This is a genomic window from Leucobacter sp. L43, assembly GCF_016597785.1.
Lineage (GTDB): Bacteria > Actinomycetota > Actinomycetes > Actinomycetales > Microbacteriaceae > Leucobacter > Leucobacter alluvii.
Genome location: NZ_JAENJG010000001.1, coordinates 1,942,871 through 1,966,773, shown reverse-complemented (window position 1 = coordinate 1,966,773; position 23,903 = coordinate 1,942,871). Strand labels below are relative to the sequence as shown.

Here is a 23,903-nt window from a genome sequence, read left to right as displayed (position 1 = left end):
GCCTCAGGCCAGCAGGGCGCGATCGTCGAGCTGCGCGCCCTTGATCTTCGCGAACTCCTCGAGCAGGCGCGGCACCGTGAGCTCGCGCTTCTGCTCCGCCGACGCCTCGAACACGATGTTGCCCTCGTGCATCATGATGAGGCGGTTGCCGAGTCGCAGCGCCTGCTCCATGTTGTGCGTCACCATCAGCGTCGTGAGCGCGCCCTGGGAGACGATTCGGTCGGTCAGCTCGGTGACGAGTGCCGCGCGCTGCGGGTCGAGTGCGGCGGTGTGCTCGTCGAGCAGCAGGATGCTGGGACGCGTGAATCCGGCCATGAGCAGCGACAACGCCTGCCGCTGGCCGCCGGAGAGCAGGCCGACCTTGGCGGTGAGCCGGTGCTCGAGACCGAGTTCGAGCGCGGTGAGCTCTTCACGGAAGCGCTCGCGGAGCGTACGGCTGAGCGCGAGCCCGAGCCCGCGGCTCTTGCCCCGACGCTCGGCGAGCGCAAGGTTCTGCTCGATCGTCAGATCGGGAGCGGTGCCCGCCATGGGGTCCTGGAACACACGGCCGATGAACTTGGCGCGCTGGTACTCCTTGAGCTTGTTGACGCGCTGGCCGTCGATCTCGATGCTGCCGGAGTCGACGCTGTAGCGACCCGAGATGGCGTTCAGCAATGTCGATTTGCCGGCGCCGTTGGAGCCGATGACGGTGACGAAGTCGCCTTCGTCGAGGCGCAGGCTGAGGCCGCCGAGTGCGCGGCGCTCGTTGACGGTGCCGGGGAAGAACGTCTTCTCGATGCGTTCAATGGTGAGCATGCGGCTACCTTCCGGCCTGGGTGTCGGGTTCGGGCGTAGTGCCGGCCGCGGGCGACGCGGGATCAGCGCCGACGCGCGCGGTCGTGGCTCCGGCGGGCGCAGCACCGCTCGGCGAGGCGTCGGCGGAGGCCGGGGCGGTGACTTCCTCGAGCACCACGCGGCCGTCCTTGCGTCGCAGCATCGGGATCTTGCGCAGGAACCCCCACCGCGGCAGCAGGAGCGCCGCGATCACGAGGAGCGCGGTGATGAGCTTCATGTCGTTCGGATCGAGACCGGCGCGCAGAGCGAAGAAGATGATGAGGCGGTAGATGACCGCGCCGAGCACGACCGCGAGGCTCGCGAGCCAGATGAAGCGCTGGCCGAAGATGGCCTGGCCGAGGATGACGGATGCGAGCCCGACGAGAATCAGGCCGACGCCCATGCTGATGTCGGCGAAGCCCTGATACTGCGCGACGAGCGCCCCGCAGAGCCCCACGAATCCGTTCGAGATGGCGAGGGTGAGAATCGTCGTGCGATCGGTGTTCACGCCGAAGCTGCGGATCATCGGCCCGTTGTCTCCGGTCGCCTGAATGGCGAGCCCGAGGTTGGTCGAGAGGAACCAGTCGACCACGACCTTCAGCACGAGCACGGCGAGGAGAATGATGGCGACGCCGCCCCAGGTGCCGAGGAGCTCTCCTTCGCGCAGCGGGGTGAAGACCGTGTCGGCCCGCAGCAGCGGGAGGTTGGCGGCGACCGCGGTGCCCTCCTTCGCGGTGCCCATGATTCGCAGGTTGATCGACCAGAGGGCGATCATCGTCAGGATTCCGGAGAGGAGGCCGTCGATGCGGCCCTTCGTGTGCAGCAGGCCGGTGATGATGCCTGCGACGATCCCCGCCCCGCCACCGGCGAGGGTGGCGAGGACGGGGTTGTGACCGTTCGTGATCAGCGCGGCCGCGACAGCAGCGCCGGTGGTGAAGCTGCCGTCGACCGTGAGGTCCGGGAAGTTGAGCACTCGGAACGTCAGGTAGACGCCCAGTGCCATCACCCCGTAGATGAGGCCGAGTTCGAGCGCGCCGATCATGCGATGGTCATCCTGTTCGTGTCGTGTGCTGGAGAAACCGTGCGGGCCGGGGGCCCGGGGTTACTCGACGGTTTCCGCCTGGTCGAGGATATCCTTCGGGATCTCGACACCCATGCGCTCTGCGGCGCCCGGATTCACCACGTACGTGAAGCTCTTGGAGACCTCGACTGCCATCTCTGCAGGGTCGGCTCCGTCTTCCAGGATCTTGATGGCCATCTCACCGGTCTGATGCCCCAGATCCGTGTAGTCGATGCCGAGCGTCGCGACCGCGCCGCCCTCGACGGTGCCGGCCTCGGCCCCGATGACGGGGATCTGCTTCTCCTCCGCGACCTGCACGAGCGAGGCGATGCCCGAGACGACGAGGTTGTCGGTCGGCACGTAGATCGCGTCGACGTCTCCGAGCGCTTCGGTCGCCTGAGCGATGTCGTTGGCAGTGGTCACGGTCTTCGTGACGATCTCGAGGTCGAGGTCGCTCGCGGCCTCCTCGGCCGCCGAGACCTGCACCTCGGAGTTCACCTCGCCCGATGCGTAGACGATGCCGACCTTCTTCGCGTCGGGCACGATCTCCTGCAGCATCTTCAGCTGCTCGTCGAGCGGGGCCAGGTCGCTGGTTCCGGTCACGTTGCCACCGGGGGTCTCGTTGGAGTCGACGAGCTCTGCTGACACCGCGTCGGTCACCGCGGTGAAGAGGATCGGCTTGTCGGTGATCGCCTGAGCGGCCGCCTGCGCTGCCGGTGTCGCCACTGCCAGCACGAGATCGTTGTCGGAGGTCGCGAAGCCCTGCGCGATGGTGACGGCAGTGGCCTGCTCTGCGTTCGCGTTCTGCTCGTCGAAGTTCACCGTCTCGCCATCGACGTATCCCGCGTCGATGAACGCCTGCTTGAAGCCCTCGGTCGCGGAGTCGAGTGCCGGGTGCTGCACGAACTGGCTGATGCCGATGTTGAAGGTCTCCGCTGATCCTCCCTCGCCTGACGAGTCGGGTGAGGAGCAGGCGCTGAGGGTGAGTGCTGCCGCTGCGGTGACGCCGGCGATGGTGAGGGCGCGGCGGCGGAACGAGGTCTGTCGCATGGGTATCGAATCCTTTGTGGGGGACGTCGCCGGGTCAGTGCTTCGGCGAACTGAGCGAGTCGGCGAGAACTTACGCCGATTCAAGCATCGTAGACCGCGATCCCCCCGCGGGAGCAACTCGGGGCCCTCTTCGTGACCGAGGCGTTGTAATTCCTGACCGATCGATCGGTCAGTCGGCCTGGCGGAACTCTCCGGTCGCGACGATGACTGCCCGGGCCAGTACGGCATCGCGCATCATGAACCCCATGACCGCCGGTGTGAGATCCGGGTCGATGTCGAGGTGCTCGACGCCGAGCGCGTGCACGACGAACCAGTAGTGATGCACGCCGGTGCCCTCCGGCGGCGCAGCACCGGTGAACGCGCGCTCGCGCCGTTCATTCGGCATCGTCGTCGCAGCGGCCGGCAGCAGCGCGCCGCCCGGCGTGCCTGCGAGAGCGCCGGCACCGGCCGGGAGCTCGTGCGTACTCGCCGGCAGGTTCGCAACGGCCCAGTGCCAGAACCCCGACCCCGTCGGCGCGTCCGGGTCGAAGCAGGTGACGGCGAAGCTCTTCGTGCCCGCCGGGAAGTCGGCCCAGCTCAACTGCGGCGAGCGATTGGATCCCCCTGCCGCCTCTGCGTACTGCTCGGCAGGCAGTGGCTCGCCGTCCTGAATGTCGGCACTCCGCAACGTGAAGCCGGGTACCTGCCGCATGCGCGCATACGGGTCGATGTCGCCGCGGCTCGGATTCTTGTTCGTCATGGCACCCCCTGGTGATCTGACCTCCAGACTACGGTCAGCGGCTGGCTGCTCCAATGGCCTCCGCGAACCGATCTTTCGCGCCCCGACGCCCTCGAAGACGCTCGATATACTGAGTTCTCGGCATCGGCGCACACGGCGCCCGACGAATCGGAGTGATCATGGCAGCGACCACAGGGTCAGATCGAGCACGCGCGACGCTCGCCTACCTGCGTCGCAAGATCACCACCGGCGAATGGCCGGTCGGCGGGCGCATTCCCATCGAGCCCGAGCTCGCAGAGCAGACCGGCGTCGGTCGCTCGACCGTGCGCGAAGCCGTGCGGTCGCTCGCGAGCATCGGAATGCTCGAGACGCTGCCCGGTCGCGGCACGTTCGTGCGCTCGGCCGCGCCGACGAGCACCCTCCTCAACGAGTTCCTCACCGACTTCACCCTCGAGGAGATCCTCAGCTATCGCCGGGCCCTCGAGATCGAAGCCGCGCAGCAGGCCGCCCTGCACCGCACCGATGAAGACATCGCGGCGCTCGAACGAGCCGCGATCGAAGAGGTCGGATGCACCCGATGCCCCGTGCTCGGGTTCGCGGGCGACGTCGATACAGCCTTCGACAGCCGCTTCCACCGTCTCGTGTTCGACGCCGCGAAGAACCGCCTGCTCGCCGCGCTCTACGCCGGAATCAACGATCGCCTGCGCACTCCGGAGCACCGCGGTCGTCTCGCGAACGTCGCGACCGGCGCGGAGATGGAGCGCGACCACGCCCGCGTGCTCGACGCGATCCGACGCCAGGACTTCATCGACGCCGTCCATGCGATGGTGAACCACGTCGACCACGATGTCGTGATCGTGAACGATCAGCACGAGGTCATCCCTCCGCTCGCCCGAACGCCAGAGCAGCAGCAGCGCATCAATGAAGCGCAGATGGCGCAGGATCACGTGCTCGCGCGGGCGGAAGCCCAGTCGCGACTCTGACCCGTCCGGTGAAGACCGTCAGCGATCGCGCGTCGCGCCCCGTCGTGCGGACAGCCGCCGGAGCGGTTCGGGGGACCTGGGAGCCGTGCAGTCCGGGCGCGGCAGAGGGGCCGAGCGCCGCGGTATTCCGAGGCATCCCGTACGCGGCTGCGCCCGTGGGCGCCCTGCGATTCGCACCTCCGCAGTCGTGCGAGGCGTGGGACGGGATCCGGGACGCATCGGCGTTCGGGCCCACCCCGCAGCGCGGCGATACGGGAATCACGCTGATCCCCGAGCACTCGATTCCGGGCGACGACACACTGAACGTGAACGTGTGGACACCCGCGCCGGAGGCATCGGCGAAACTGCCCGTGATCGTCTGGATCCACGGCGGCGGCTTCATCTCAGGCTCCCCGGCGAGCCCCTGGTACGACGGCCGCGCGTTCGCCCGCGACGGAGTGGTGCTCGTGACGATCTCGTACCGGCTGGGCTTCATCGGGTTCGGCTCCGTCGACGGCGCTCCGGCCAACCGCGGGGTACTCGATTGGGTGCGCTCGCTGGAATGGGTGCAGCAGAACATCGCGGGGTTCGGGGGTGATCCGGATCGCGTCACCATCGCGGGGCAATCCGCCGGAGGCGGCGCGGTGCTCACGTTGCTCGGCGTTCCAGCGGCTGAGGGGCTCTTCGCCGCTGGCTACGCCATGTCGGCGGCCGTCGCCGCGCCGTCGCTCGACGCCGCTGCGGCTCGCACCCGGCACCTGGCCCGTCTGGGCGGAGTGACTCCCGATCTCGCCGGTCTCGGGTCGCTGCCCGAGGCGAGAATCATCGAGTTGCAGCGCCGGATCACGGCGCCTGCCGCGCCCCGCATCCTTCGCGACGTGCACGGCATGCTCCGGGACGGGCTCATGATCGGCCCGCTCCCGGACGGTGACGTGGTGCCGCTCGACGCGTTGCAGGGCACATCGCACGGGCCCAGCGCGCACGTGCCCCTGGCGCTGAGCACCGCAGACGACGAGCTCATGGGAATGTTCACACCGCGCCCCATCCTCGACCGTGCGCCGCGCCGCGCCGTGCTGCGCGCCCTCGGAGCGTCCGCGGCGGTTGCGGATCGCTGGCTCGAGACGCCGGAGGTCCAGGCGACCGCGAGCAGCGTCGCGCTCGTCGGGCGGTACGCCACGGACGCCGTGTTCCGCTCATGGGTGCCCCGTGTCGCCCGTGCCCGCGGAGCGTCTGCAGTTGCGGGCACCACCTGGACGTCTCGCTACTCCTGGCACGCACCCGATACCGAGGCCGGCGCACCGCACTTCGCGGGGCACTGCAGTGATGTGCCGTTCGTCTTCGACCGCCTCGATGCCGTGGGCGTCGAGCGCGTCGCGGGCACCGCCCCTCCGCAAGCTCTCGCGGACGCCGTGCACGGCGCCCTGGTGCGCTTCGCGCGCGACGGGGACCCGGGGTGGGAAGCCGACCGCGACGGAACCGGCCCCGCACGGATCTTCGATGTTCCGGTGCGTGAGCAGCGCGATGCGTACGCGTCAGCCGCGGCCCTGCTCGAAGCGAGTCACTCGCGCGACGCGAGCGCGCACCCCTCGCGCTGACGCGCGCGAGATCACCGCGCGCCGCTCGCGCCCTCTGCGCGATCGTGGGCGATGTAGTGCACCAGCGCGTCCCGCACGAACCCCGCCCCCGTCGCTCCGCCGTAGTTCGCGGCGAAGCGCTCGTCCGTGACGTACAACTCGCCGAGCCCGCGCACGTATCCGGCGAGATCACCCGCGGGGTCGGCGGCGGGGGTCCCAGGTATCCCCCGCAACCAGGCCACGTGCTGGGCGGCGAGTTCCTGCCCCTCGGCTCCCGCCGGGTCGAGCTCGCGTTCGGCGGCCATGCGCCACGCTGCGGCGAGGTCGGCGCTGCGGCGCTGCCACGCCTCGCGCGCACCGCTGCCGAGCCCCTGCCACCAATGGTCGCCCTCCGCGTACGCGCGGTCTCCCCAGCGCCGCTCCACCTCCTCACGGTGCTGTGCGTGGTCGAATCCGTCGAAGATGTTCTCAGTCATCAGTGCTCCTGCTGGTGCGGTGTCGGTCACGCCCGGGAGGGCGGCGATGGTGCGCTCCACGGCGCGGATCTGGCGGGTGATGCGCTCTCGCTCGCGGTGGAGGATCGCGAGGTGCGACTGCAGGATCTCGGTCTCGGCGGTCTGCGCCGTGCGATCCGACAGCGCACTGCGGCTGCTGGCATCCTGCGACGCGAGCACCCGGGCGATGGCGTCGAGGCCCAGACCGAGATCGCGCAGCAGCAGGATGCGCTGCAGGCGGAGCAGCGCCCGGTCGTCGTAGTAGCGATACCCGTTCGAGCCGATGCACGTGGGCGGCAGCAGACCGATGCGGTCGTAGTGCCGCAGCGTGCGCGAGGTCGTGCTCGCCGCGCGAGCCACCGCCTGCACACTGTGCAACGCACGCGTATTCGTGGTCGTCATGGTGTTCTCCGTTCCAGATGTCACGCTACGCGTTGACGCCTCGTCAATGTCAAGCGTTGGGCTGGTGCGGTTCGCTGCGCGCCTCCCGCGTACCATTGACGGGTGAGCGAGCCCAAGATCCTGCTGTACTACGTCTTCGCCCCCGTGGCCGATCCCGAGGCCGTGCGCTTGTGGCAGCGGCAGCTCTGCGAATCGTTGGGCCTGCGAGGACGCATCATCATCTCGCGCCACGGCATCAACGGCACGGTCGGCGGCGAGCTCGACGCCTGCAAGCAGTATGTGCGGCGCACTCGCGAGTACGCCCCGTTCGCCGGGCTCGAGCCGAAGTGGAGCATGGGAACGGCACTGGTCGATGCCCCGGATGAGCGACTGCACGGCACCGAGCGCGGGCCGCGATGGCGGCGCATCAGCGACTTCCCGAAGCTCAGCGTGAAGGTGCGCGACGAGCTCGTGGCATTCGGAATCCCCGACGAAACCCGCGTCGACGACGACGGCGTCGTCGGCGGCGGCGTGCATCTCTCCCCGCATGAGGTCAACGAACTCGTGGCCGAGCGCGGTGACGATGTGGTGTTCTTCGACGGGCGCAACGCGTGGGAGGCGGAGATCGGTCGGTTCCGGGGCGCGGTGGTGCCCGATACGCGCACGACGCACGATTTCATCGCGCAGATCGACGCCGGTGACTTCGACGCGCTCAAGAACCGGCCCGTCGTCACCTATTGCACCGGCGGCATCCGCTGCGAGATCCTCTCTGCCGCGATGCGGGATCGCGGCTTCGACGAGGTGTACCAGGTCGACGGCGGCATCGTGAAATACGGCGAGGCCTTCGGCAACGACGGACTGTGGGAAGGATCGCTTGCCGTATTCGACGGTCGCGAAGCGCTCGACTTCGCGCCCGGCGCAGCTGTCGTCGGCAGGTGCCGTGTGTGCGACGCCCCCTCGAACACCGTGGCGAATTGCGCCGACCCTGCGTGCAAGCACCGCTTCGTGGTGTGCGACGAGCACGCCGGGGCCCCCTGCGAGGAGCACGCAGCGGCGTGAGGGAGCGCCCCGCCCCCTCCCCCACCTGCGAGCGGGGTCACTCTTGGTGCGTGTTGCACCACGACACGCACCAAGAAGCGACCCCGCTCGAGTGAGTGGCGGACGGGCGCGTCTGACGGGCGCGACGGACGGGCGCGTCTGACGGGTCAGTCCGTCGGAAGGCGCGGGATCGCCGAGATCAGGCGCTGCGTGTACGCCTCTCGCGGCCTCGCCAGCAGATCACCGGTGGCGCCCGTCTCGACCACGCGGCCGCCTTCGAGCACCGCGGTGCGCTCGCAGGTCGCCGCAACGGCGCCGAGGTCGTGGGAGACCATGACGAGCGCGAGCCCGTGTTCGGCGCGCAGCTCGTTGATGAGCTCGATCACCTGGGTGCGGGTGCTGACGTCGAGCGCGCTGACGGGCTCGTCGGCGACGAGCACGCGCGGCCGAACGACGGTCGCGCGAGCGATCGCGATGCGTTGACGCTGGCCCCCCGAGAACTCGTGCGGGTAGCGGGAAGCGGCGTCTGCTGGCAGCCCGACGGATGCGAGCGCGGCGCGCACGCGTGCGCCCGCTTCCGCCCCCCGGGCGAGGCCGAGGGATTCGAGCGGTTCTGCGATGATGCGATCGACCCGCTGCCGTGGATCGAGCGACGAGTACGGATCCTGGAAGACGGCTTGGACGCCGCTGCGGAACCGGCGCATGAGCGTGCGATCCCGCAGGCGCAGCGGAGCGCCGTCGAACCGGATCTCGCCGCGCGCTGGTGCCGCGAGCCCGAGCAGGAGTGAGAGCAGCGTCGACTTGCCCGCCCCCGACTCTCCGACGATGCCGACGGAGTCACCCGCAGCCACTGCGAGGTCGACGCCGGTCAGAATTCGCCGGGCGCCGTACGAGAAGTCGACGCCGCTCGCTTCGAGTACCGTCATCGCCTGCCCTCCGCATCGGTCGGGCCAGCACCGTCGAGCGCCGCGTCGAGGACGCGCGCGTGCGCGACGAGCTGGGCCGTATAGGGGTGCTGCGGCGCGCGCAGGATCTGACGCACCGCGCCTTCCTCGACGACCGCGCCCCGCTGCAGCACGAGCACACGGTCGGTCATGCGCGATACGACGGCCAGGTCGTGGCTCACGAACAGCAGCCCCATGTCGCGCTCGGCCACCAGCCGGTCGAGCAGATCGAGCACCTCGGACTGCACGGTCACGTCGAGCGCAGTGGTCGGCTCGTCGGCGATGAGCAGTCGGGGGCGCGCAGCCAGCGCGATGGCGATCGCGACCCGCTGCCGTTGACCGCCGGAGAGTTCATGGGGGAACGCACGAGCGAACCGCTGCTCGCCGAGCCGCACCTCGTCGAGCGCCTCGGCGACCGCACGGTCGAGTGCGCTGCCCCGAAGCCCGAGGTGGCGCCGGATCGGCTCCGCGATCTGCCTGCCGACGCGCATGAGCGGGTCGAGCGCCGTGAGCGGCTCTTGGAACACGACGCCGGCGGCCGGCCCTCGGAGCGGACGCACGCTCTGCTCGTCGGCGCCCACCGTCTCGACTCCGGCGAGCCGCACCGATCCCGTTGCGCGGAGGCCGTCTGGGAGCAGCGCGGTGATCGCCAGCGAGGTCAACGACTTGCCGGATCCTGACTCCCCGATGAGCCCGAGACGCTCACCGGCGGCGACCTCGAAATCGATTCCATCGACGAGCGCGGCGTCTCGTGAGCGCACGCGCAGTGCACTCACGCGCAGCAGTGCTTCGGTCATGCGCTCCTCCCGCGTCGAGTCGGGTCGGCCGCATCACGCAGACCATCGGCGACGAAGTTCACGCCGAGCACCAGTACGACGAGTGCGACGCCAGGCGCGATGGCGCCGATCGGAGCCGTGAGCACGGTGCCCTGCGCTTCCTGGAGCAAGCGCCCCCACGAGGCGTTGGGAGGCGGGGCGCCCAGGCCGAGGTACGAGAGACTCGCCTCCGCGAGTACCGCGGCGCCGAACTGCAGCGCCAGGGTGACCGCCAGCGTGGGAGCCATGTTCGGCAGCAGGTGACGGCGAATGATGCCGAGGGTGCGCGTACCGCTCGTGCGCGCAGCGATCACGTACTGCGATCCGACCGCGCGCTTGGCGAGGATCCGCGACACCCGCGCCACGATCGCCGACATGGCGAGCCCGATGGCGAGGATCGCCGACCCGAGCGACGGCGGCTGCAGCGCCACGATGAGCATCGCCGTGAGTAGCACGGGAAACGCGATCGCCACGTCGATGAAGGCCGAGATCGCATCGTCGAGCCAGGGCGCGGCGAGCGCGGCGAGCAGGCCGATGGCGACCCCGAGCACGGCGGCGATCAGCACGGATCCGGCCCCCACCAGGAGCGCGATGCGCGCGCCGACCATGAGTTGGCTGAGCAGGTCGCGCCCGAGCTTGTCGGTGCCGAGCAGGTGCTCGCCGCTCGGGCCGGAGAGCCGTCCGCCCGAAGTGTCGTCGAGCGGATACGGCAGCCAAACGAGGGAGACCAGCGCCATCAGCACCACGATGCCGACGAGCACGAGTCCGGCCGTGAGCGTCGCACTGCGCCGAACGCTCCGGCCCCCGCGCCGACGAGTCGGAGCCGTCTCGGAACCCGGATCCGCGGATCCCGGTGCGACCGTGCCGCTGAGCTCGCTCATGCCCCCACCCCTACCGCTCGCCTCAACCGAGGATCGACGATGCGCTGCGCGACATCGGCGACGAAGCCGACCAGCAGCACCAGCAGCGTGGTCACCACGAGCACACCCTGAATCGCGGAGAAGTCATGGCGCGAGATGCCGTCGACGAGGTAGCTCCCCAGGCCGGGAAGCGCGAAGACGCTCTCCACGACCACGGCGCCGAGCAGCGTCGACGCCAGTTCGATCCCGAGCACCGAGATGACCGGCACGGAGCCGTTGCGCAGCCCGTGACGCCAGAGCGCCTCGCCGAATCCAGATCCGTGCGCGCGGGCCGTGCGCAGATAGTCGCTGCCGAGCACATCGAGCGTCGCCGAGCGCACGTAACGAGTGAGCGATGCACCCATGACGCAGGCGATCGCGATCGCGGGGAGCGCAAGCGACGAGACCGCGCCCGCCGGGTCGTTCCAGTCGTCGATCGGGAAGCCGCCGGTCGGGAACCATCCGAGCAACAGGCCGAACACCCACACGAGGATGATGCCGACCCAGAACACGGGCACCGCGATCCCGAGCTGCGCCACCCCGGAGAGCACCACGCCGTACCAGCGATCCGCGCGCACGGCGGCGGTGACGCCGGCGAGCAGCGAGCCGACGACCGCCAGTGCGAAGGCGAACACCGTGAGCGGGAGGGTGACGGCCAGGCGCGCGGAGATCTCATCGCCGACCGAAGCGCCCGTGATGAGCGATTCGCCGAGGTCGAGCCGAAGCATCTGCGCGACCCACGCACCGAACTGCACCAGAATCGGCTGATCCGACCCCACCTGCGCGCGCGCTGCGGCGATCTGCTCCGGCGTCGCGTTCACCGAGAGCAGCGCATTCGCCGGGTCACCGGGAAGCAGCCGGAGCAGCACGAAGATGAGCACCATCGCGATGGCGAACGAGGCGATGAGCAGCAGGCCGCGCCGGATCACATATCCGGTCATCGGCCCTCCCCTTGCAGTGTCTGTAACGGCGGTGCACGGCGTGCCGCGTCGATCGCGGGTGCGCGCGGCGCCCGGCCGATGTGCCGGGCGCCGCGCCACTACTCCTTGACGATGTTATAGGCGAAGAACTGCGAGTTGAGCCCATTGACCGGGTAGCCCGACACGGTATCGGCCGCGACCACGATCTGCGGGTACAGGTAGAGCCACGCGCTCGCGGCATCTCCGGCGATCTGACGGTTGGCCTGCTTCAGCAGCTCGGTCTGCTCGGCCTCGGTCTCCGCCTGCTCCGCCTGGTCGATCCACTGCGCGACCTGCGGGTTGTCGTAGCCCCAGTAGAAGTCTGGGTTGCCGTACCAGACGACGTCGCGGTCGTTGACGTGCTCCTGGAGCGTGGCCTCGAAGTCGTGCTCCTGGAAGACCTTGGTGTACCACTCGTCGGCGCTGATCGTGTTGATGTCGACCGTGACGCCGACCTTCTTCAGCTCCGACTGCAAGAACTCGGCGACGGCGGGGTGCGGATCGTAGCTCGGCGTATCGAGGGTGAACTCGAATCCGTCGCCGAGGCCGGCCTCCTCCAGCAGGCTCTTCGTGCGGTCGGGATCGTAGGCGTTGAGGTCGTTCAGGTCTTCGTACCACGGGTCGGTCGGGGGCACCATGGAGCCGATCACGGTGCCGTAATCGCCCCAGATCGCGCCCAGCAGCTTCTCGCGGTCGATGGCGGAGTAGATCGCCTGGCGCACCTTCACATCGTCGAACGGCGCCACGCGGTCGTTGAATGCGAGCAGTTCCTTCGTCGTCGACTGGCCGTCGGTGATGGTGAAGTTGCCCGAGTCTTCGAACTGGGGCAGCGAGTCGGGGTTCTGGACGCTCGTGATGAGGTCGATGCGGCCGCTCTGCAGCGCCGTGTCCTCTGCGGTCGCGTCGGTGAAGTAGTTGTAGACGACCTCGGCGTTCTTCGCCGCGTCGCCCCAGTAGTCGTCCCAGCGCTCGAGCGTCAGGGTGCTGCCGCGCTTCCACTCGCCGAGGGTGTACGGCCCCGTGCCGTCTTCCGAGTTCTCGAGGTCGGTCGCCTCCGAGTTCACGATCCAGATGTACGTGAGCAGGTAGGGGAAGGAGATCGAGCGCTCGTTCAGCGTGAAGACCACCGTCTGGTCGTCCGGCGTCGCGATATCGGCGACGACCTCGAGACTCGACTTGCGCGCCGACTGCGACTCCGGTGCGACGACGGCCTCGACGCTCGATTTCACATCGGCCGAGGTGAGCGCCTTGCCCGAGTGGAAGGTCACATCGTCGCGCAGGGTGAACGTGTAGGTGAGCCCGTCATCGCTCACCTCGTACCCGGTCGCGAGCAGCGGCTTGGTCGTGCCGTCGTCATTCAGGCGGTACAGCGCTTCGTACACGTTGCCGGTGAGCGCCTCGGTCACGCCCTGCCCGCCGCCCGCGGTGTTGCTGAGGTTGACGGGCTCGTACAGCGACCCGATGCGGATCGTGGCGTCGGCGCCGCCGGCGGAGGCGCCGCCGTTCGAGGCGCACCCGGTGAGCGCCAAAGCAGTGACAGCGAGCGCGCCGATCGCTGCGAGCGCTGATTTCTTGAGGGAGGGCATGGGTTTCCTTCGAGTGGTGGGGTGGGGCTTCGGGTCTGGCGTCGTCAGATCGTGTAGATGTCGAAGCCATCGGTGAAGCGCGGCAATCGCTCCCCCGCGTGCACGGGCCAGGGCAGGCGGTTCTGAGGTGGCGGCATCGGGCAGTTGTACTGGGCGGAGAAGCCGCACGGCGGCACGAACGCCCGATTGAAGTCGAGGCGCACGTGCCCCGCTTCTCCGAACTCGGCAGCGTCGCGCTCGACGAAGAGGAAACGACCGGACCCGTACGTGCCGGTGTCGTCCGTCAGCCCGTTCGTGGGGTCGCCGAACACGAGCAGCAGCTGACCGGCGTCGTCGAACGCAGCGAGGGTGAACCGCTGCCCGTCGCGCTCGAACGTGATGTCGCCCGGCACGACGAGGTCGCGGCTGCCACCGGCGTCGCGGATGTGCTCGAATGGCACCGTGCGGTCGGACGAGACCGGCGTGAACTCGGCCTCGATGATCCAGCTCGGATCGAACGGGAACGTCTCGATCTCCTCGAAGGCGCGGATCGCCGGTGCGTTCGCATCCCATACGCGCAGACCGTGCTCCGCGCGGCCGCTCGCGATGTTCTTCCGCTCGACGGAGGTGACCGTGACACCCTCGGGCGCGGCATCGCGTTCGGCTGCGACGAGGCGGGCGGCCGCTTCTTCGTCGACGTCGCCGGGGAACCATCGCGTTTCGATCAGACTCAGATTGCCCGTGGCGGACGTCACCGACGCGCGCCGACCCGCCCGCCAGGCCTCGTGCGCCGACTCGGGCGTCGGAACCGCGGCGGGCTGCGAGGCTGCGTTCATGGTGTCTCTCCTTCTGACGTCGACGGTCGTGCGCTCCGCAATGAAGCTCCCCGAATGCGACGCATTCACAATCCGCAAGTATCTCGCATTCGCGCGAGGCGCGCGAACGCTTGTGCAGTCGAACGACACATGGAGCGGAGGTATTCCAGCCCGCCGGCTCCCCCTGAGTGCTCCGGGCCGACCGGGCCTGCCGGCGCCGGGTGCGATGGCGCAAGCCCTGTTCGCTTCTGGCATGCGCATGCGCCGATCGCGCAGGGTGGTGCTCTACGATTCCCGCATGAGCAGACCTCCCCGGCGCGAACGCATGATCACGCGCTTCACCCAGCCGCGCACGAGCGCGAGCGGCGAACCGCGCCCCGTCGTCGAACGCTCACTCGACCGACTGCTCGCGGTCCAGCGCCCGCCCGTGCTCGCCCATCTCCGCCGCATCCGCAAGAAGTACCCGCAGGCCACGCCGGAGCAGATCATCCACGTGCTCGAAACGCGCTACATCGCGACCGTCACCGCAGGCGGTGCTGGAGTCGGAGCCGCCGCGGTGATCCCGGCCGTCGGCACCGGCATCGCCCTGGGACTGGCCGGCGCCGAGACGCTCGGCTTCGTCGAGGCGACGGCGCTGTTCGCGCACTCCGTCGCCGAGGTGCACGGCATCACGATGACCGACCGCGAGCGCACCAGAGCGCTGGTGCTCGCGCTCATGCTCGGCAACGAGGGAGCCGACCTCGTGCGCCAGGTCACCATGCAGGCCGTCGGAGGCGGCGGCACACGCCGGGACTACTGGGGCAAGATGCTCACCTCCGCGATTCCGCGGTACGCGATGGGGCCGTTGCTCGATCGCCTGAAGACCTCGTTCATGCACCGGCTCGCCGGAGTCGGCGGCGCCTCCGTGGTCGGCAAGGCGCTTCCGTTCGGCATCGGCGCGGTCGTCGGCGGCACCGGCAATCATCTCCTCGCGCGACGCGTCACCAAGGCGGCCCGTCAGGCGTTCGGGCCCGCGCCGTTCGCGCTGCCGATCGAACTCGAGTTCGTGCCCGGCCCGCTCGCAGCGGGTCCGGACGCGGGCGCGAGCCCGGCACCGGCCGCACCCAAATACGCGCCGCCCCTGCCGCATCCGGAGCCCGCCAGCGCGAGCGCCGACCACTACGACATCACGTCGTTGCCGCCCGGCAGGTGACGAGAGCCGGGCTGAGCGCTACCAGATCGAGACGCGCTCGGCCGGATCGAGCCACAGGCCATCGCCCGCCCGCGTGTCGAACGCCTCATGGAACGCATCGAGGTTGCGCACGATCTGATTGCAGCGGAACTCGTTCGGCGAGTGCGGGTCGATGGTGAGGAGCCGGACGGTCTCCTCGGGGCGCGACTTCTGCTGCCACGCCTGCGCCCAGGCGAGGAAGAAGCGCTGGGCGCCGGTCAGCCCGTCGATCACGGGAGGCTCGGCGCCCTCGAGCGACTGGAGGTACGCCTTCCAGGCGATCTCGAGGCCCGACAGGTCGCCGATGTTCTCGCCGATCGTGAGCTCCCCGTTCACGGTCTGGCCGTCCGCCCCCTCCGGCGACAGCTCGTTGTACTGCCCGATCAACGCACCGGTGAGCGCCTCGAACGCCGCGCGGTCGTCTTCGGTCCACCAGTCCATGAGGCGGCCGTCGCCGTCGTAGCGCGAGCCTTGGTCGTCGAAGCCGTGGCCGATCTCGTGGCCGATGACGGCGCCGATCGCACCGAAATTCGCCGCGGCGTCCCAGCTCACGTCGAAGAACGGCGGCTGCAGAATCGCGGCGGGGAACACGATCTCGTTGAAGCCCGGGTTGTAGTAGGCGTTCACGGTCTGCGGGGTCATGAACCACTCGTCGCGATCGATGGGCTTGCCGACCTTCCCGATCTCCCGGGCGAACTCGACCTCTGACACGCGGCGGGAGTTCCCCACCAGATCGCCAGCGTCGACGGCGAGCGCGGAGTAGTCGCGCCACTTCGTCGGGTATCCGATCTTGGGTGTGAACCGGTCGAGCTTGTCGAGTGCCCGGGCGCGGGTCTCCGGGCTCATCCACCCGAGCTGCTCGATGGAGTCGCGGTACGCCTCGATGAGATGCTCGACGAGCCCGTCCATCGCGGCCTTGGCGCGCTCGTCGAAGTGCTGCTCGACGTACAGACGCCCGACCGCCTCCCCCATCGCGCCCTCGACGAAGGAGACGCCGCGACGCCAGCGCTCGCGCTGCTGAGGCGCACCCGTGAGTGCCGTGCCGTAGAAGTCGAAGTTGGCGCGGGAGATCTCCTGCGAGAGCAGCGCGGCCGACGAGCGCACGAGGCTCCAGATCAGCCACGCCCGCCAGGCGTCGAGCTCTGCGTCGACCAAGAGCGCGGCGAGCCCCTCGATCGCGTCGGGCTGCGCGGCGACGACCTCTGCGAACGCGGATTCTGGCGCGCCCATCGCAGCGAGGTACGCCTTCCAGTCGAGCTGCGGCGTCAGCTCCTGCAGCTCGGCGAACGTGCGCAGGTTGTAGAGCTTCTGGATGTCGCGGCTCGCCACCTTGTCCCAGTGCGTCGCGGCGATGCGGCGCTCGAGGTCGTAGGCGAGACCGGCGAGGCGATCGGCATCGGCGACGCCCGCGAGCCCGAGCATGCGCGCGACGTGCGCCTGGTACTGCTGCCGGATCTCGGCGAACTGCTCTTCGCGATAGTACGACTCGTCGGGCAGTCCCAGGCCCCCCTGCATGACGAAGACGATGTACCGAGCCGGGTCGCCCGGGTCGTTGTCGATGTACATGCCGTAGAACCCGCCGAGACCCTGTCGTTCGAACTGCGCGACGACGGCGAGCAGCTCGCCGACGGAGCCGATCTCCCGCACCCGCTCGATGTCTGCGGCGATGGGATCCGCCCCTTGGGCATCAGCGCGCTCGACGTCCATGAAGCTCGCGTAGAGGGCTGCGACCTTGTCCGCCTCGGTCGCCGCCTCCGCGCCCGCCTCGGGAGGCTCCGTCCCGGTGATGATGTCGCGCACGGCCTCCTCGGCGTTCTCGGCGAGCACCGCGAACGAGCCGTATCGCGCCTTATCCGAAGGGATCTCGGTACGGTCGATCCACTTGCCGTTCACATGACGATAGAGGTCGTCCTGCGGCCGAACCGCAGGATCGAGTTCGGAGATGTCGATGCCGGAGACGGGCGCTGCGTTGCTCATGCGACCACCCTACTGGTGGTGTCCGCGGTGGGGGCTACCGTTGTCGCATGACCGCAAACGGCCCACGAATGCAGCGCAGGAGCGTCGATCGCAGCATCGCGCATCTCGCCATACCGGCGCTGGGTGCGCTCATCGCGGAGCCGATGTTCCTGATCGTCGACTCCGCGCTCGTCGGCCACCTCGGCGCCGTCCCGCTCGCAGGTCTCGCCGTCGCCAGCGCGGTGCTCCAGACGACCGTGGGGCTCATGATCTTCCTCGCCTACGCGACGACGCCTCTCGTCGCCCGTACGCGGGGCGCCGGCGACCTGCGCGGCGCCGTGCAGGTCGGCGTGGACGGCCTGTGGCTCGCCCTCGGCATCGGCGTCGCGGTCGGCGGAGCGCTCTGGCTCGCGAGCGGCCCCGTCGTCGCCGCCTTCGGGGCCACCGAGGCGGCGACGCGGCAGGCCCTCGCCTATCTCACGGTCTCCTGCCTCGGCATTCCGGCGATGCTGGTGGTCTTCGCCGCCAGCGGACTGCTGCGCGGATTGCAAGACACGCGCACCCCGCTCGCGGTGGCCGCGGTCGGGTTCACGTTGAACGCACTGCTCAACTGGTGGTTCATCTACGGTCTGGGCTTCGGCATCGCCGGGAGCGCATGGGGCACCGTCATCGCGCAGTGGTCGATGGTCGCCGTCTATCTGGTCGTCGTATTGCGCCACGCGACGCGTGCGGGAGCGCGTCTCCTCCCGCGCCGCGAGGGCCTGGGCCGGGCGGGGCAGAGCGGCGGGTGGCTCTTCGTGCGCACCGTCGGCCTGCGCGCCGCGCTCCTCGCGACGGTCTTCGCAGCGACGAGTCACGGCACGGCGGCGACGGCGGGGTACCAGGTCGTCTTCACGATCTTCTCCACTGCCGCGTTCGCGCTCGATGCGCTGGCCATCGCGGCTCAGGCACTCATCGGCGACGCGCTCGGCGCGGGCGACTCGCGTCGTGCTCGGCTGATCGTGCGGCGCAGCGTGTTCTGGGGCATCGGCTGCGGCGTCGTCTTCGGCGGCGCACTGGCTGCGGCAAGCCCCGTGGTGGGGCGGGTGTTCACGGACGACGCAACGGTGCTGTCGATCCTGCCAGCTGCGATTCTCGTACTCGGACTCTCGCTGCCGCTCGCCGGGTTCGTCTTCGTGCTCGACGGCGTGCTCATGGGCGCCGGTGACGCACGGTACCTCGCGTGGACCAGTCTCGTGAACCTCGCCGCCTACCTGCCGGTGCTCTGGATGCTCACGGCGCTCGTCCCGACGGGCACGGGCGGCCTCATCGCACTCACCGCCGCCTTCACAATCGTGTTCATGGCGGCGCGCGCCGTGACGCTGGGCGTTTGCGCCAGGGGCGACAGCTGGGTGCGGCTCGGCGTGTAGCGGGTGGAACCGCACGTGCAGTGCCCCGCAATTGATAATCTGAGATTTTCACCCCCTCATCTCGCACAGGAGCAGCTTGCCTCGTTCGTTCGACAATCGTTTCGCGGTGCGCTGGACCTCCGGCGTGCTCGTCATCTTCGCGCTGCTCGGCTTCGGCTTCGGCAGCTGGCTGGGGCGCATCCCGGCGCTTCGCGACCATCTCGGCGCGAGCACGCTCGAGATGAGCTGGTTCGGCCTCTCACTCGCACTGGGCTCGCTCACCGGCCTCGTCTTCTCGGGCCGCACCGTCTCCTGGCTCGGGCCCCGTCGCACGCTGGTCATCGGGATCATCGGTCAGACACTCATGCTGCCCACCGCGGCGACCCTCTTCTGGGTCGACGCCACCGCTCCGGCGATCGCGTGCCTGGTGGTCTACGGCCTGATGTTCGGCACGTCCGACGTCGCGATGAATGTCAGTGGCGCTGGGGCCGAGCGCGCGCTCGGAAAGCCGCGCATGCCCTTGCTGCACGCCGCATACAGCCTGGGCAGTGTCAGCGCGATGGGTGTCTCCGCGATCTCCGAATCGGCCGGGATCATCGTTCCGGTGCACCTCGGAGCGACGTACGCACTGATCCTGATCGTGTCGATCTTCGCGCTGCCGAACCTGCCTCGGGGCAACTTCGAGGACTCGGCATCCGAGAGCCTGCCGAACGTGCACACCGGTCCGATCCCCGTGACTCCGGCGACGGGCGGCGTTCCCACCCCGGGCGCGCGCTACTCGCCCTGGCGAGAGCCGCGCATCCTCGTGATCGGTCTCATCGCCATGTCCATGGCGCTGGCCGAGGGCACGGCGAGCGACTGGCTGCCTCTCGCGCTCGCGGACGGGCGCGGATTCGCGAACGAATCGGCGGCGCTCACGCTGGGCGTCTTCTTCGTCTCGATGACGCTCGTGCGCATCGCCGGCTCCTGGCTCCTCATCCGGTTCGGGCGCGTACGCGTGCTTCGCGGCGGCGCGATCCTCGTCATCGTCGGGCTCGTCTTCGTGATCCTCGTCCCATTCGCCTGGGCGTCGGTGGTCGGCGCCGTGCTCTGGGGCGTCGGATGCTCGCTCGGATTCCCGGTCGGCATCTCGGCGGCCGCCGACAACCAGGCGACCGCGACCCGTGACGTAGCGGCCGTGTCGGCGATCGCCTACACCGCGTTCCTGCTCGGCCCGATGGGCATCGGTTTTCTCGGCGAGCACCTCGGTCTGCTGCAGGCCTTCTGGCCTCTCGCGGCGTTCTCCGTGTTCGTCTTCATCATGGCCCGCGCCGCTCGCGAGCCGCGTCAGGGGTCCGGGTCCGCGCACTAAGCCCGACCCGGTAAACTCCTGCGGGTGCGAATCGTTGTTGCAGACTGCTCAGTCGACTATGCAGGCCGCCTCTCGGCGCACCTGCCGCGTGCGAAGCGCGTGCTCATGTTGAAAAACGATGGAAGCATCCTCGTGCACTCGGACGGCGGGTCGTACAAGCCGCTCAACTGGATGAGCCCGCCGTGCTCGCACGCACAGCTCGAACTCGACGAGACGCAGACGAGTGCTGGAATCGTCGAGGCCTGGCAGGTCACCCACAAGAAGACCGCCGACAAGCTGATCGTCTCGATCTTCGAGATCTTCCACGACAGCGCGCACGATCTCGGTGTCGATCCCGGCCTCATCAAGGACGGCGTCGAAGCGCACCTGCAAGAGCTGCTCGCCGATCAGATCGAGCTCGCCGGCGCCGGCCACACCCTCGTGCGCCGCGAGTACATGACCCCGATCGGCCCCGTCGACATCCTGGCGAAAGACGCCGCCGGCGGATCAGTCGCCATCGAGATCAAGCGACGGGGCGGCATCGACGGCGTCGAACAGCTCACCCGCTACCTCGAGCTCATGAATCGGGACCCGAAGCTCGCTCCCGTGACCGGGGTCTTCGCGGCGCAGGAGATCAAGCCGCAGGCGCGAACGCTCGCAGAGGATCGCGGGATCCGGTGCCTGCTCCTCGACTACGACGCGATGCGCGGCATGGAAGACCAGAACACCCTCTTCTGAGCCACGCCGAGCGCGGGTGCCGCGTCAGGGGACGCGTGACCTCAGGCGCAGTTCGTGCACTCTCGTTGTTCGTTCATCAGGTAGCGGCACTTCGGGCACGGCGTGCGCATCCATGAGGGCTTCTTCTCCCGCGCGCCGGCTCTGACGGCACCGCCGTTGCCGGCCCGCTCCGGGAGTTCCACCGACCAGGATCCGGGCCGCGACTTGCTCAGCACTGCATGCGGCGCGCCGGAGAGCTGCAGAGCTTCCTTCTCCGTCGAGTAGCCGCAGATGATGCTGCGATAGATCCGCAGATCCGCTCCGTGCCCGCGGACGACTTTCACGTAGGACCGTGTTTCGACGATCTCGATGACCTCGACATCGTCGAAGGCATGAGCGATGAAGTCGCGGTTGGCCGCGGGCGTGTTGCGGGCTTGGAACATCTCCGCCAGCGTCGAGAACGTGCGCTTGTCTTCGTGGTCAGTTTTCATGTGTTTCCATCCGGGGGGCGCGAGCCCGCCTGTTCCATGGTCGTATCCCCAGTGGGCGTCGGTAGCACTGGACCTCGGTGCGCTAACGAACGTTGCAGGGTGCTTCTCGTGAATGAATCCGTGCGCCGCAGCGATCGCTGACTTCGTCGTGCAGAGAACATGTCACGGCGCCGGATAGAGGAGGCGTTCCCACGCCTGGGGACAACTCTACCCGTCGCCGCGCTCACTCCTGGGCTGGCGACTGCGCGGCTCACATTCGATGACCCCACTTAGGCCTCCGGCGGCTCCTTCGGCTGTACGGCGCGCCGTGACTCGTGCCAATGCAGCGCAAAGCCGGAAAGCACCCATGCTGCCACGCCAGCGATGATCGCAATGGGCAAGAACACCATCAGGAGGACCGCGGACCGCTCGGTGATTGATGCGACGAGTCCGAGGGACAGCCACACGACGAGGACCGCGGTACCGGCTCCAGCCGCGCCGGCGTTCACGAGGCTTCTCGATCGATCGTTCCGCTGCATCGCGCGTCTGAGTGCGAGGAACGCGCCGAAGCAGCCGATCACTGCCGTCGCCGCGCCGGCGATACTCCCCAACACGGTCTGATTGAATACGATGCGGCCGTCACCTCCACCCATGAGGAGGAGCAGGACCCCCACGACGCCGCCGAGCAGCACTCCGAATGCGGCCGTCGAGCGATAGGTCCTCCACAGTTGACGCGAGACTCCCACCTCCACAGGCTATCTGCAGGAACGATGCCTCAGCATCCATCGAACGACCGCGCAAGGGGTATCCCATCGCCTTCACGCACGAGTACGCTTTCGTCCATGAGGAACCTCTGGACTGTCGTCGTCATCCTTCTCGTCCTCTGGGCGATTCTCTCCGTGATCGGTTTCGTGTTCAAGGGGCTGCTCTGGCTCGCGATCATCGGCATCATCCTCTTCCTGGGGACATTGATCGTCGGCACCATCAAGGGTCGCGTCAAGAAGCCCTGATCGCCCGAGCGCTGTCGACGCGCGCCCGGTATCCACCCCGATCTCCCCCAGGGACTGCATGTTCCAGCATGGAGACCACTAGCTGACCCTCGAGTTTGACTGAACTCCGGCCTCCCCGCGTCGGGATATGCAATGCTTCGGGCATGGGGTATTTGATTTTCGGGGGACAAGAGTTCGAATTCGAAGACCGATTGCTAATGCATCTGAAGTTCGTGATCGGGCAGAAGCTGAGAAAGCAGGAGTGCTTCTTCCTGAGCTGGCATCGGGGCGCCGCTGACGGCAGCGGCAGATTCTCCCTCTGGATGTCGCCCTACGCCGAACTCGCCTTCCGCTTCTCGGGCGGCCGCGAACCGGAGTACAACCAGCGATGGTTGAAGGTGCTGAACGCCCTCTCGCACACGCCTCGCGGCCTGGTCGTCATCTCCGAGGAGGAGGCCGAGAAGTACGCGAAGAAGAACCCCGATCTCAGCTGAGCGGTGAGCGGTGACCCACACGCGATCGCCCTCTCCGCCGGAATACTCGGCGAAGAGGGCGATCGCGTTCCGCCCCGCGTCAGCGCGGTGTCGGGCGGCTACTCGGATTCGGTTGCCGCGCCCGGGTCCTGCTGATCGGGCACCCCCGGAGCGACCGGGCTGTCCAAGCCGGTGCCCTCCTCGTGCTCTTGCGCGAGCGGCTGCTCGGGGGAATCAGGATCGACCAGCGGCCCGTTGCCCTCGGCTCCCAGGTGGGCGCCCTCGGCGTCCGCGCCGTCCGGATCATTCAGATTCGTCGACATGATGCTGCTCCTCTCCAGAGACGGACGATCGATGAGGATCTGCGCTCAGTCGGTCGTCGTCTCGGACTCGGCGTCCCGCGGGGACTCCCCGGGCTGAGGGGCCTGGTCCTTCTTCCGGTCCTCCGCGGCTTCGTTCCGTGCGTGCTTCACGGCGTTCTTGGTGTCGTCCGCAGCGTCATCGAGCATGCTCATAGTGAACTCCTTTCCGGTTGGAGTCCCAGCCTCCGTCGCCCGGCGCGTTTCGAACAGGGGGTTGCGTCGCCGGTGCTGGCAGGGGATCGGCGAGCGGGGGGCGGCCTCGACGACCATGACCGCGGGGTCTTGGTGCCGTTGTCGCAGAGCGGCCCAGAGGCTCACCTCGCGAGGCGCTCCGCGATCCAACGCACCCCGTCGCGTCTCACTGCGAGCTCGACGCGCTCTGCCCCGCCGTCGCGCCGCACCGTGCATCGCCACCCCGTGTGCCGCTCGGCGACGTGCGTGATCAGGGGGTGGATGTGCTCGTCGGGCACCTCGACGATCGGGCGAGGTTCGCCCTCCACCCGCCATCGCGCGCGCTCGAACACGAGGCGAGCCGGCCTGCCGTCGACCATCCAGACGACCACCGTGTCGTCGTGAAGCGGCATCTTCGGGCCGATGACTGATTCGAACATATGTTCGATTGTAGACGATGTCAGCGGGATCGGCGCGCGGGCGTTCGGCGAGCGTTCGACGGCGGCAGGCCGGGCAGTTGCGGCGAGCGCGACGGCCACGGCACAGCCGCTTCGGCCTCCTCCCGTGAGCTGTAGATGCCGACCATTCGTTGTCGATGACGCACCGGATGCCACGCCAGGAGCAGGTATCGCGCTTCTCCCGAGGTGTCGCGAATTCCGCGAATGACGGCCTTCGGATACTGCGCGAACTCTCGCATGACGATCCACTCGTCGCTCGCCACTTGGATCAGATTCGACCGTTCCCCCACGG

General features: G+C 68.8%; 27 protein-coding genes. 9 read left to right on the top strand and 18 right to left on the bottom strand.

All coding sequences use genetic code 11. From position 1 onward, the window contains the following. Positions 1 to 3: 3 nt before the first annotated feature. The 4 genes from JE033_RS09205 to JE033_RS09190 form a co-directional block, all read right to left on the bottom strand. On the bottom strand, positions 4 to 795 hold the full coding sequence (locus JE033_RS09205; RefSeq protein WP_200330924.1) for an ABC transporter ATP-binding protein: 792 nt from the start codon (positions 793 to 795) through the stop codon (positions 4 to 6). A gap of 4 nt (positions 796 to 799) precedes the next feature. Next, complete coding sequence (locus JE033_RS09200; protein ID WP_200330922.1) at positions 800 to 1,855, bottom strand: ABC transporter permease; 1,056 nt, start codon at positions 1,853 to 1,855, stop codon at positions 800 to 802. 60 nt (positions 1,856 to 1,915) lie between these two features. Next, complete coding sequence (locus tag JE033_RS09195; protein WP_090145513.1) at positions 1,916 to 2,923, bottom strand: ABC transporter substrate-binding protein; 1,008 nt, start codon at positions 2,921 to 2,923, stop codon at positions 1,916 to 1,918. Positions 2,924 to 3,092: 169 nt separating this feature from the next. Then, positions 3,093 to 3,662 (bottom strand): YbhB/YbcL family Raf kinase inhibitor-like protein, encoded by a 570-nt coding sequence (locus JE033_RS09190; RefSeq protein WP_200330920.1) that lies wholly within the window; start codon positions 3,660 to 3,662, stop codon positions 3,093 to 3,095. Between the two features lie 158 nt (positions 3,663 to 3,820). Here JE033_RS09190 and JE033_RS09185 point away from each other — a divergent pair, with 158 nt between their 5' ends. After that, complete coding sequence (locus JE033_RS09185; protein WP_090147232.1) at positions 3,821 to 4,624, top strand: FadR/GntR family transcriptional regulator; 804 nt, start codon at positions 3,821 to 3,823, stop codon at positions 4,622 to 4,624. A gap of 8 nt (positions 4,625 to 4,632) precedes the next feature. Next, a complete protein-coding gene (locus JE033_RS09180; protein WP_370567930.1) occupies positions 4,633 to 6,198 on the top strand; it encodes a carboxylesterase/lipase family protein in 1,566 nt (521 codons plus the stop codon). Positions 6,199 to 6,209: 11 nt separating this feature from the next. Here the strand turns inward: JE033_RS09180 and JE033_RS09175 are convergent, their stop codons facing one another. Continuing rightward, entirely contained in the window at positions 6,210 to 7,073 is an 864-nt protein-coding gene (locus JE033_RS09175; protein WP_200330918.1) for a TipAS antibiotic-recognition domain-containing protein, read from the bottom strand. A 102-nt stretch (positions 7,074 to 7,175) separates the two neighbouring features. Between JE033_RS09175 and JE033_RS09170 the strand changes: the two genes are divergently transcribed. Beyond that, complete coding sequence (locus tag JE033_RS09170; RefSeq protein WP_200330916.1) at positions 7,176 to 8,111, top strand: rhodanese-related sulfurtransferase; 936 nt, start codon at positions 7,176 to 7,178, stop codon at positions 8,109 to 8,111. A 146-nt stretch (positions 8,112 to 8,257) separates the two neighbouring features. On the opposite strand, the gene JE033_RS09165 is transcribed toward JE033_RS09170, so the two are convergent. The 6 genes from JE033_RS09165 to JE033_RS09140 form a co-directional block, all read right to left on the bottom strand. Continuing rightward, positions 8,258 to 9,016 (bottom strand): ABC transporter ATP-binding protein, encoded by a 759-nt coding sequence (locus tag JE033_RS09165; RefSeq protein WP_200330914.1) that lies wholly within the window; start codon positions 9,014 to 9,016, stop codon positions 8,258 to 8,260. Next, positions 9,013 to 9,831 carry an ABC transporter ATP-binding protein gene (locus JE033_RS09160; RefSeq protein ID WP_200330912.1) on the bottom strand — a complete coding sequence of 273 codons (819 nt, stop codon included), beginning with the start codon at positions 9,829 to 9,831 and terminating at the stop codon, positions 9,013 to 9,015. Before JE033_RS09160 ends, JE033_RS09165 begins: the two co-directional genes overlap by 4 nt. Then, on the bottom strand, positions 9,828 to 10,730 hold the full coding sequence (locus tag JE033_RS09155) for an ABC transporter permease (RefSeq protein ID WP_200330910.1): 903 nt from the start codon (positions 10,728 to 10,730) through the stop codon (positions 9,828 to 9,830). Before JE033_RS09155 ends, JE033_RS09160 begins: the two co-directional genes overlap by 4 nt. Continuing rightward, positions 10,727 to 11,689, bottom strand: coding sequence for an ABC transporter permease (locus JE033_RS09150; RefSeq protein WP_200330908.1), 963 nt, complete (start codon positions 11,687 to 11,689; stop codon positions 10,727 to 10,729). The genes JE033_RS09155 and JE033_RS09150 overlap by 4 nt, the downstream gene beginning before the upstream one ends. A 98-nt stretch (positions 11,690 to 11,787) precedes the next feature. Next, positions 11,788 to 13,293 carry an ABC transporter substrate-binding protein gene (locus tag JE033_RS09145; protein ID WP_200330906.1) on the bottom strand — a complete coding sequence of 502 codons (1,506 nt, stop codon included), beginning with the start codon at positions 13,291 to 13,293 and terminating at the stop codon, positions 11,788 to 11,790. 44 nt (positions 13,294 to 13,337) lie between these two features. Then, positions 13,338 to 14,108 carry a DUF1684 domain-containing protein gene (locus JE033_RS09140; protein ID WP_090145522.1) on the bottom strand — a complete coding sequence of 257 codons (771 nt, stop codon included), beginning with the start codon at positions 14,106 to 14,108 and terminating at the stop codon, positions 13,338 to 13,340. Positions 14,109 to 14,385: 277 nt separating this feature from the next. Between JE033_RS09140 and JE033_RS09135 the strand changes: the two genes are divergently transcribed. Further along, positions 14,386 to 15,279 carry a hypothetical protein gene (locus tag JE033_RS09135; RefSeq protein ID WP_200330904.1) on the top strand — a complete coding sequence of 298 codons (894 nt, stop codon included), beginning with the start codon at positions 14,386 to 14,388 and terminating at the stop codon, positions 15,277 to 15,279. An 18-nt stretch (positions 15,280 to 15,297) separates the two neighbouring features. On the opposite strand, the gene JE033_RS09130 is transcribed toward JE033_RS09135, so the two are convergent. Next, positions 15,298 to 17,274 carry a M13 family metallopeptidase gene (locus JE033_RS09130; protein ID WP_200330902.1) on the bottom strand — a complete coding sequence of 659 codons (1,977 nt, stop codon included), beginning with the start codon at positions 17,272 to 17,274 and terminating at the stop codon, positions 15,298 to 15,300. Between the two features lie 47 nt (positions 17,275 to 17,321). On the opposite strand from JE033_RS09130, the gene JE033_RS09125 reads away from it, so the two are divergent. The 3 genes from JE033_RS09125 (at position 17,322) to nucS (ending at position 20,709) form a co-directional block, all read left to right on the top strand. Beyond that, positions 17,322 to 18,662 (top strand): MATE family efflux transporter, encoded by a 1,341-nt coding sequence (locus tag JE033_RS09125; RefSeq protein ID WP_234037132.1) that lies wholly within the window; start codon positions 17,322 to 17,324, stop codon positions 18,660 to 18,662. Between the two features lie 76 nt (positions 18,663 to 18,738). After that, positions 18,739 to 19,992: an MFS transporter gene (locus tag JE033_RS09120; protein WP_090145544.1), complete on the top strand. Its 1,254-nt coding sequence runs from the start codon at positions 18,739 to 18,741 to the stop codon at positions 19,990 to 19,992. Positions 19,993 to 20,016: 24 nt separating this feature from the next. Further along, complete coding sequence (gene nucS / locus JE033_RS09115) at positions 20,017 to 20,709, top strand: endonuclease NucS (RefSeq protein ID WP_090145545.1); 693 nt, start codon at positions 20,017 to 20,019, stop codon at positions 20,707 to 20,709. 41 nt (positions 20,710 to 20,750) lie between these two features. Here the strand turns inward: nucS and JE033_RS09110 are convergent, their stop codons facing one another. Both JE033_RS09110 and JE033_RS09105 read right to left on the bottom strand, forming a co-directional pair. Then, on the bottom strand, positions 20,751 to 21,179 hold the full coding sequence (locus JE033_RS09110) for a hypothetical protein (RefSeq protein ID WP_090145548.1): 429 nt from the start codon (positions 21,177 to 21,179) through the stop codon (positions 20,751 to 20,753). Positions 21,180 to 21,448: 269 nt separating this feature from the next. Continuing rightward, entirely contained in the window at positions 21,449 to 21,904 is a 456-nt protein-coding gene (locus tag JE033_RS09105; RefSeq protein ID WP_200330900.1) for a hypothetical protein, read from the bottom strand. A 96-nt stretch (positions 21,905 to 22,000) separates the two neighbouring features. Here JE033_RS09105 and JE033_RS09100 point away from each other — a divergent pair, with 96 nt between their 5' ends. Continuing rightward, positions 22,001 to 22,168 (top strand): hypothetical protein, encoded by a 168-nt coding sequence (locus tag JE033_RS09100; protein ID WP_176698230.1) that lies wholly within the window; start codon positions 22,001 to 22,003, stop codon positions 22,166 to 22,168. Positions 22,169 to 22,365: 197 nt separating this feature from the next. Then, the gene (locus JE033_RS09095) at positions 22,366 to 22,641 is read left to right on the top strand and encodes a hypothetical protein (RefSeq protein WP_234037131.1); all 276 of its coding nucleotides are present in this window, start codon (positions 22,366 to 22,368) and stop codon (positions 22,639 to 22,641) included. A gap of 98 nt (positions 22,642 to 22,739) precedes the next feature. Here the strand turns inward: JE033_RS09095 and JE033_RS09090 are convergent, their stop codons facing one another. The 4 genes from JE033_RS09090 to JE033_RS09075 all read right to left on the bottom strand — a co-directional run bounded on the left by JE033_RS09090 (position 22,740) and on the right by JE033_RS09075 (position 23,901). Then, on the bottom strand, positions 22,740 to 22,943 hold the full coding sequence (locus JE033_RS09090; protein ID WP_200330896.1) for a hypothetical protein: 204 nt from the start codon (positions 22,941 to 22,943) through the stop codon (positions 22,740 to 22,742). Positions 22,944 to 22,988: 45 nt separating this feature from the next. Further along, the gene (locus JE033_RS09085) at positions 22,989 to 23,135 is read right to left on the bottom strand and encodes a hypothetical protein (protein ID WP_200330894.1); all 147 of its coding nucleotides are present in this window, start codon (positions 23,133 to 23,135) and stop codon (positions 22,989 to 22,991) included. Between the two features lie 161 nt (positions 23,136 to 23,296). Then, a complete protein-coding gene (locus JE033_RS09080) occupies positions 23,297 to 23,593 on the bottom strand; it encodes a hypothetical protein (protein ID WP_090145552.1) in 297 nt (98 codons plus the stop codon). Between the two features lie 20 nt (positions 23,594 to 23,613). Then, positions 23,614 to 23,901 (bottom strand): hypothetical protein, encoded by a 288-nt coding sequence (locus JE033_RS09075; RefSeq protein ID WP_200330892.1) that lies wholly within the window; start codon positions 23,899 to 23,901, stop codon positions 23,614 to 23,616. Positions 23,902 to 23,903 lie beyond the last annotated feature (2 nt).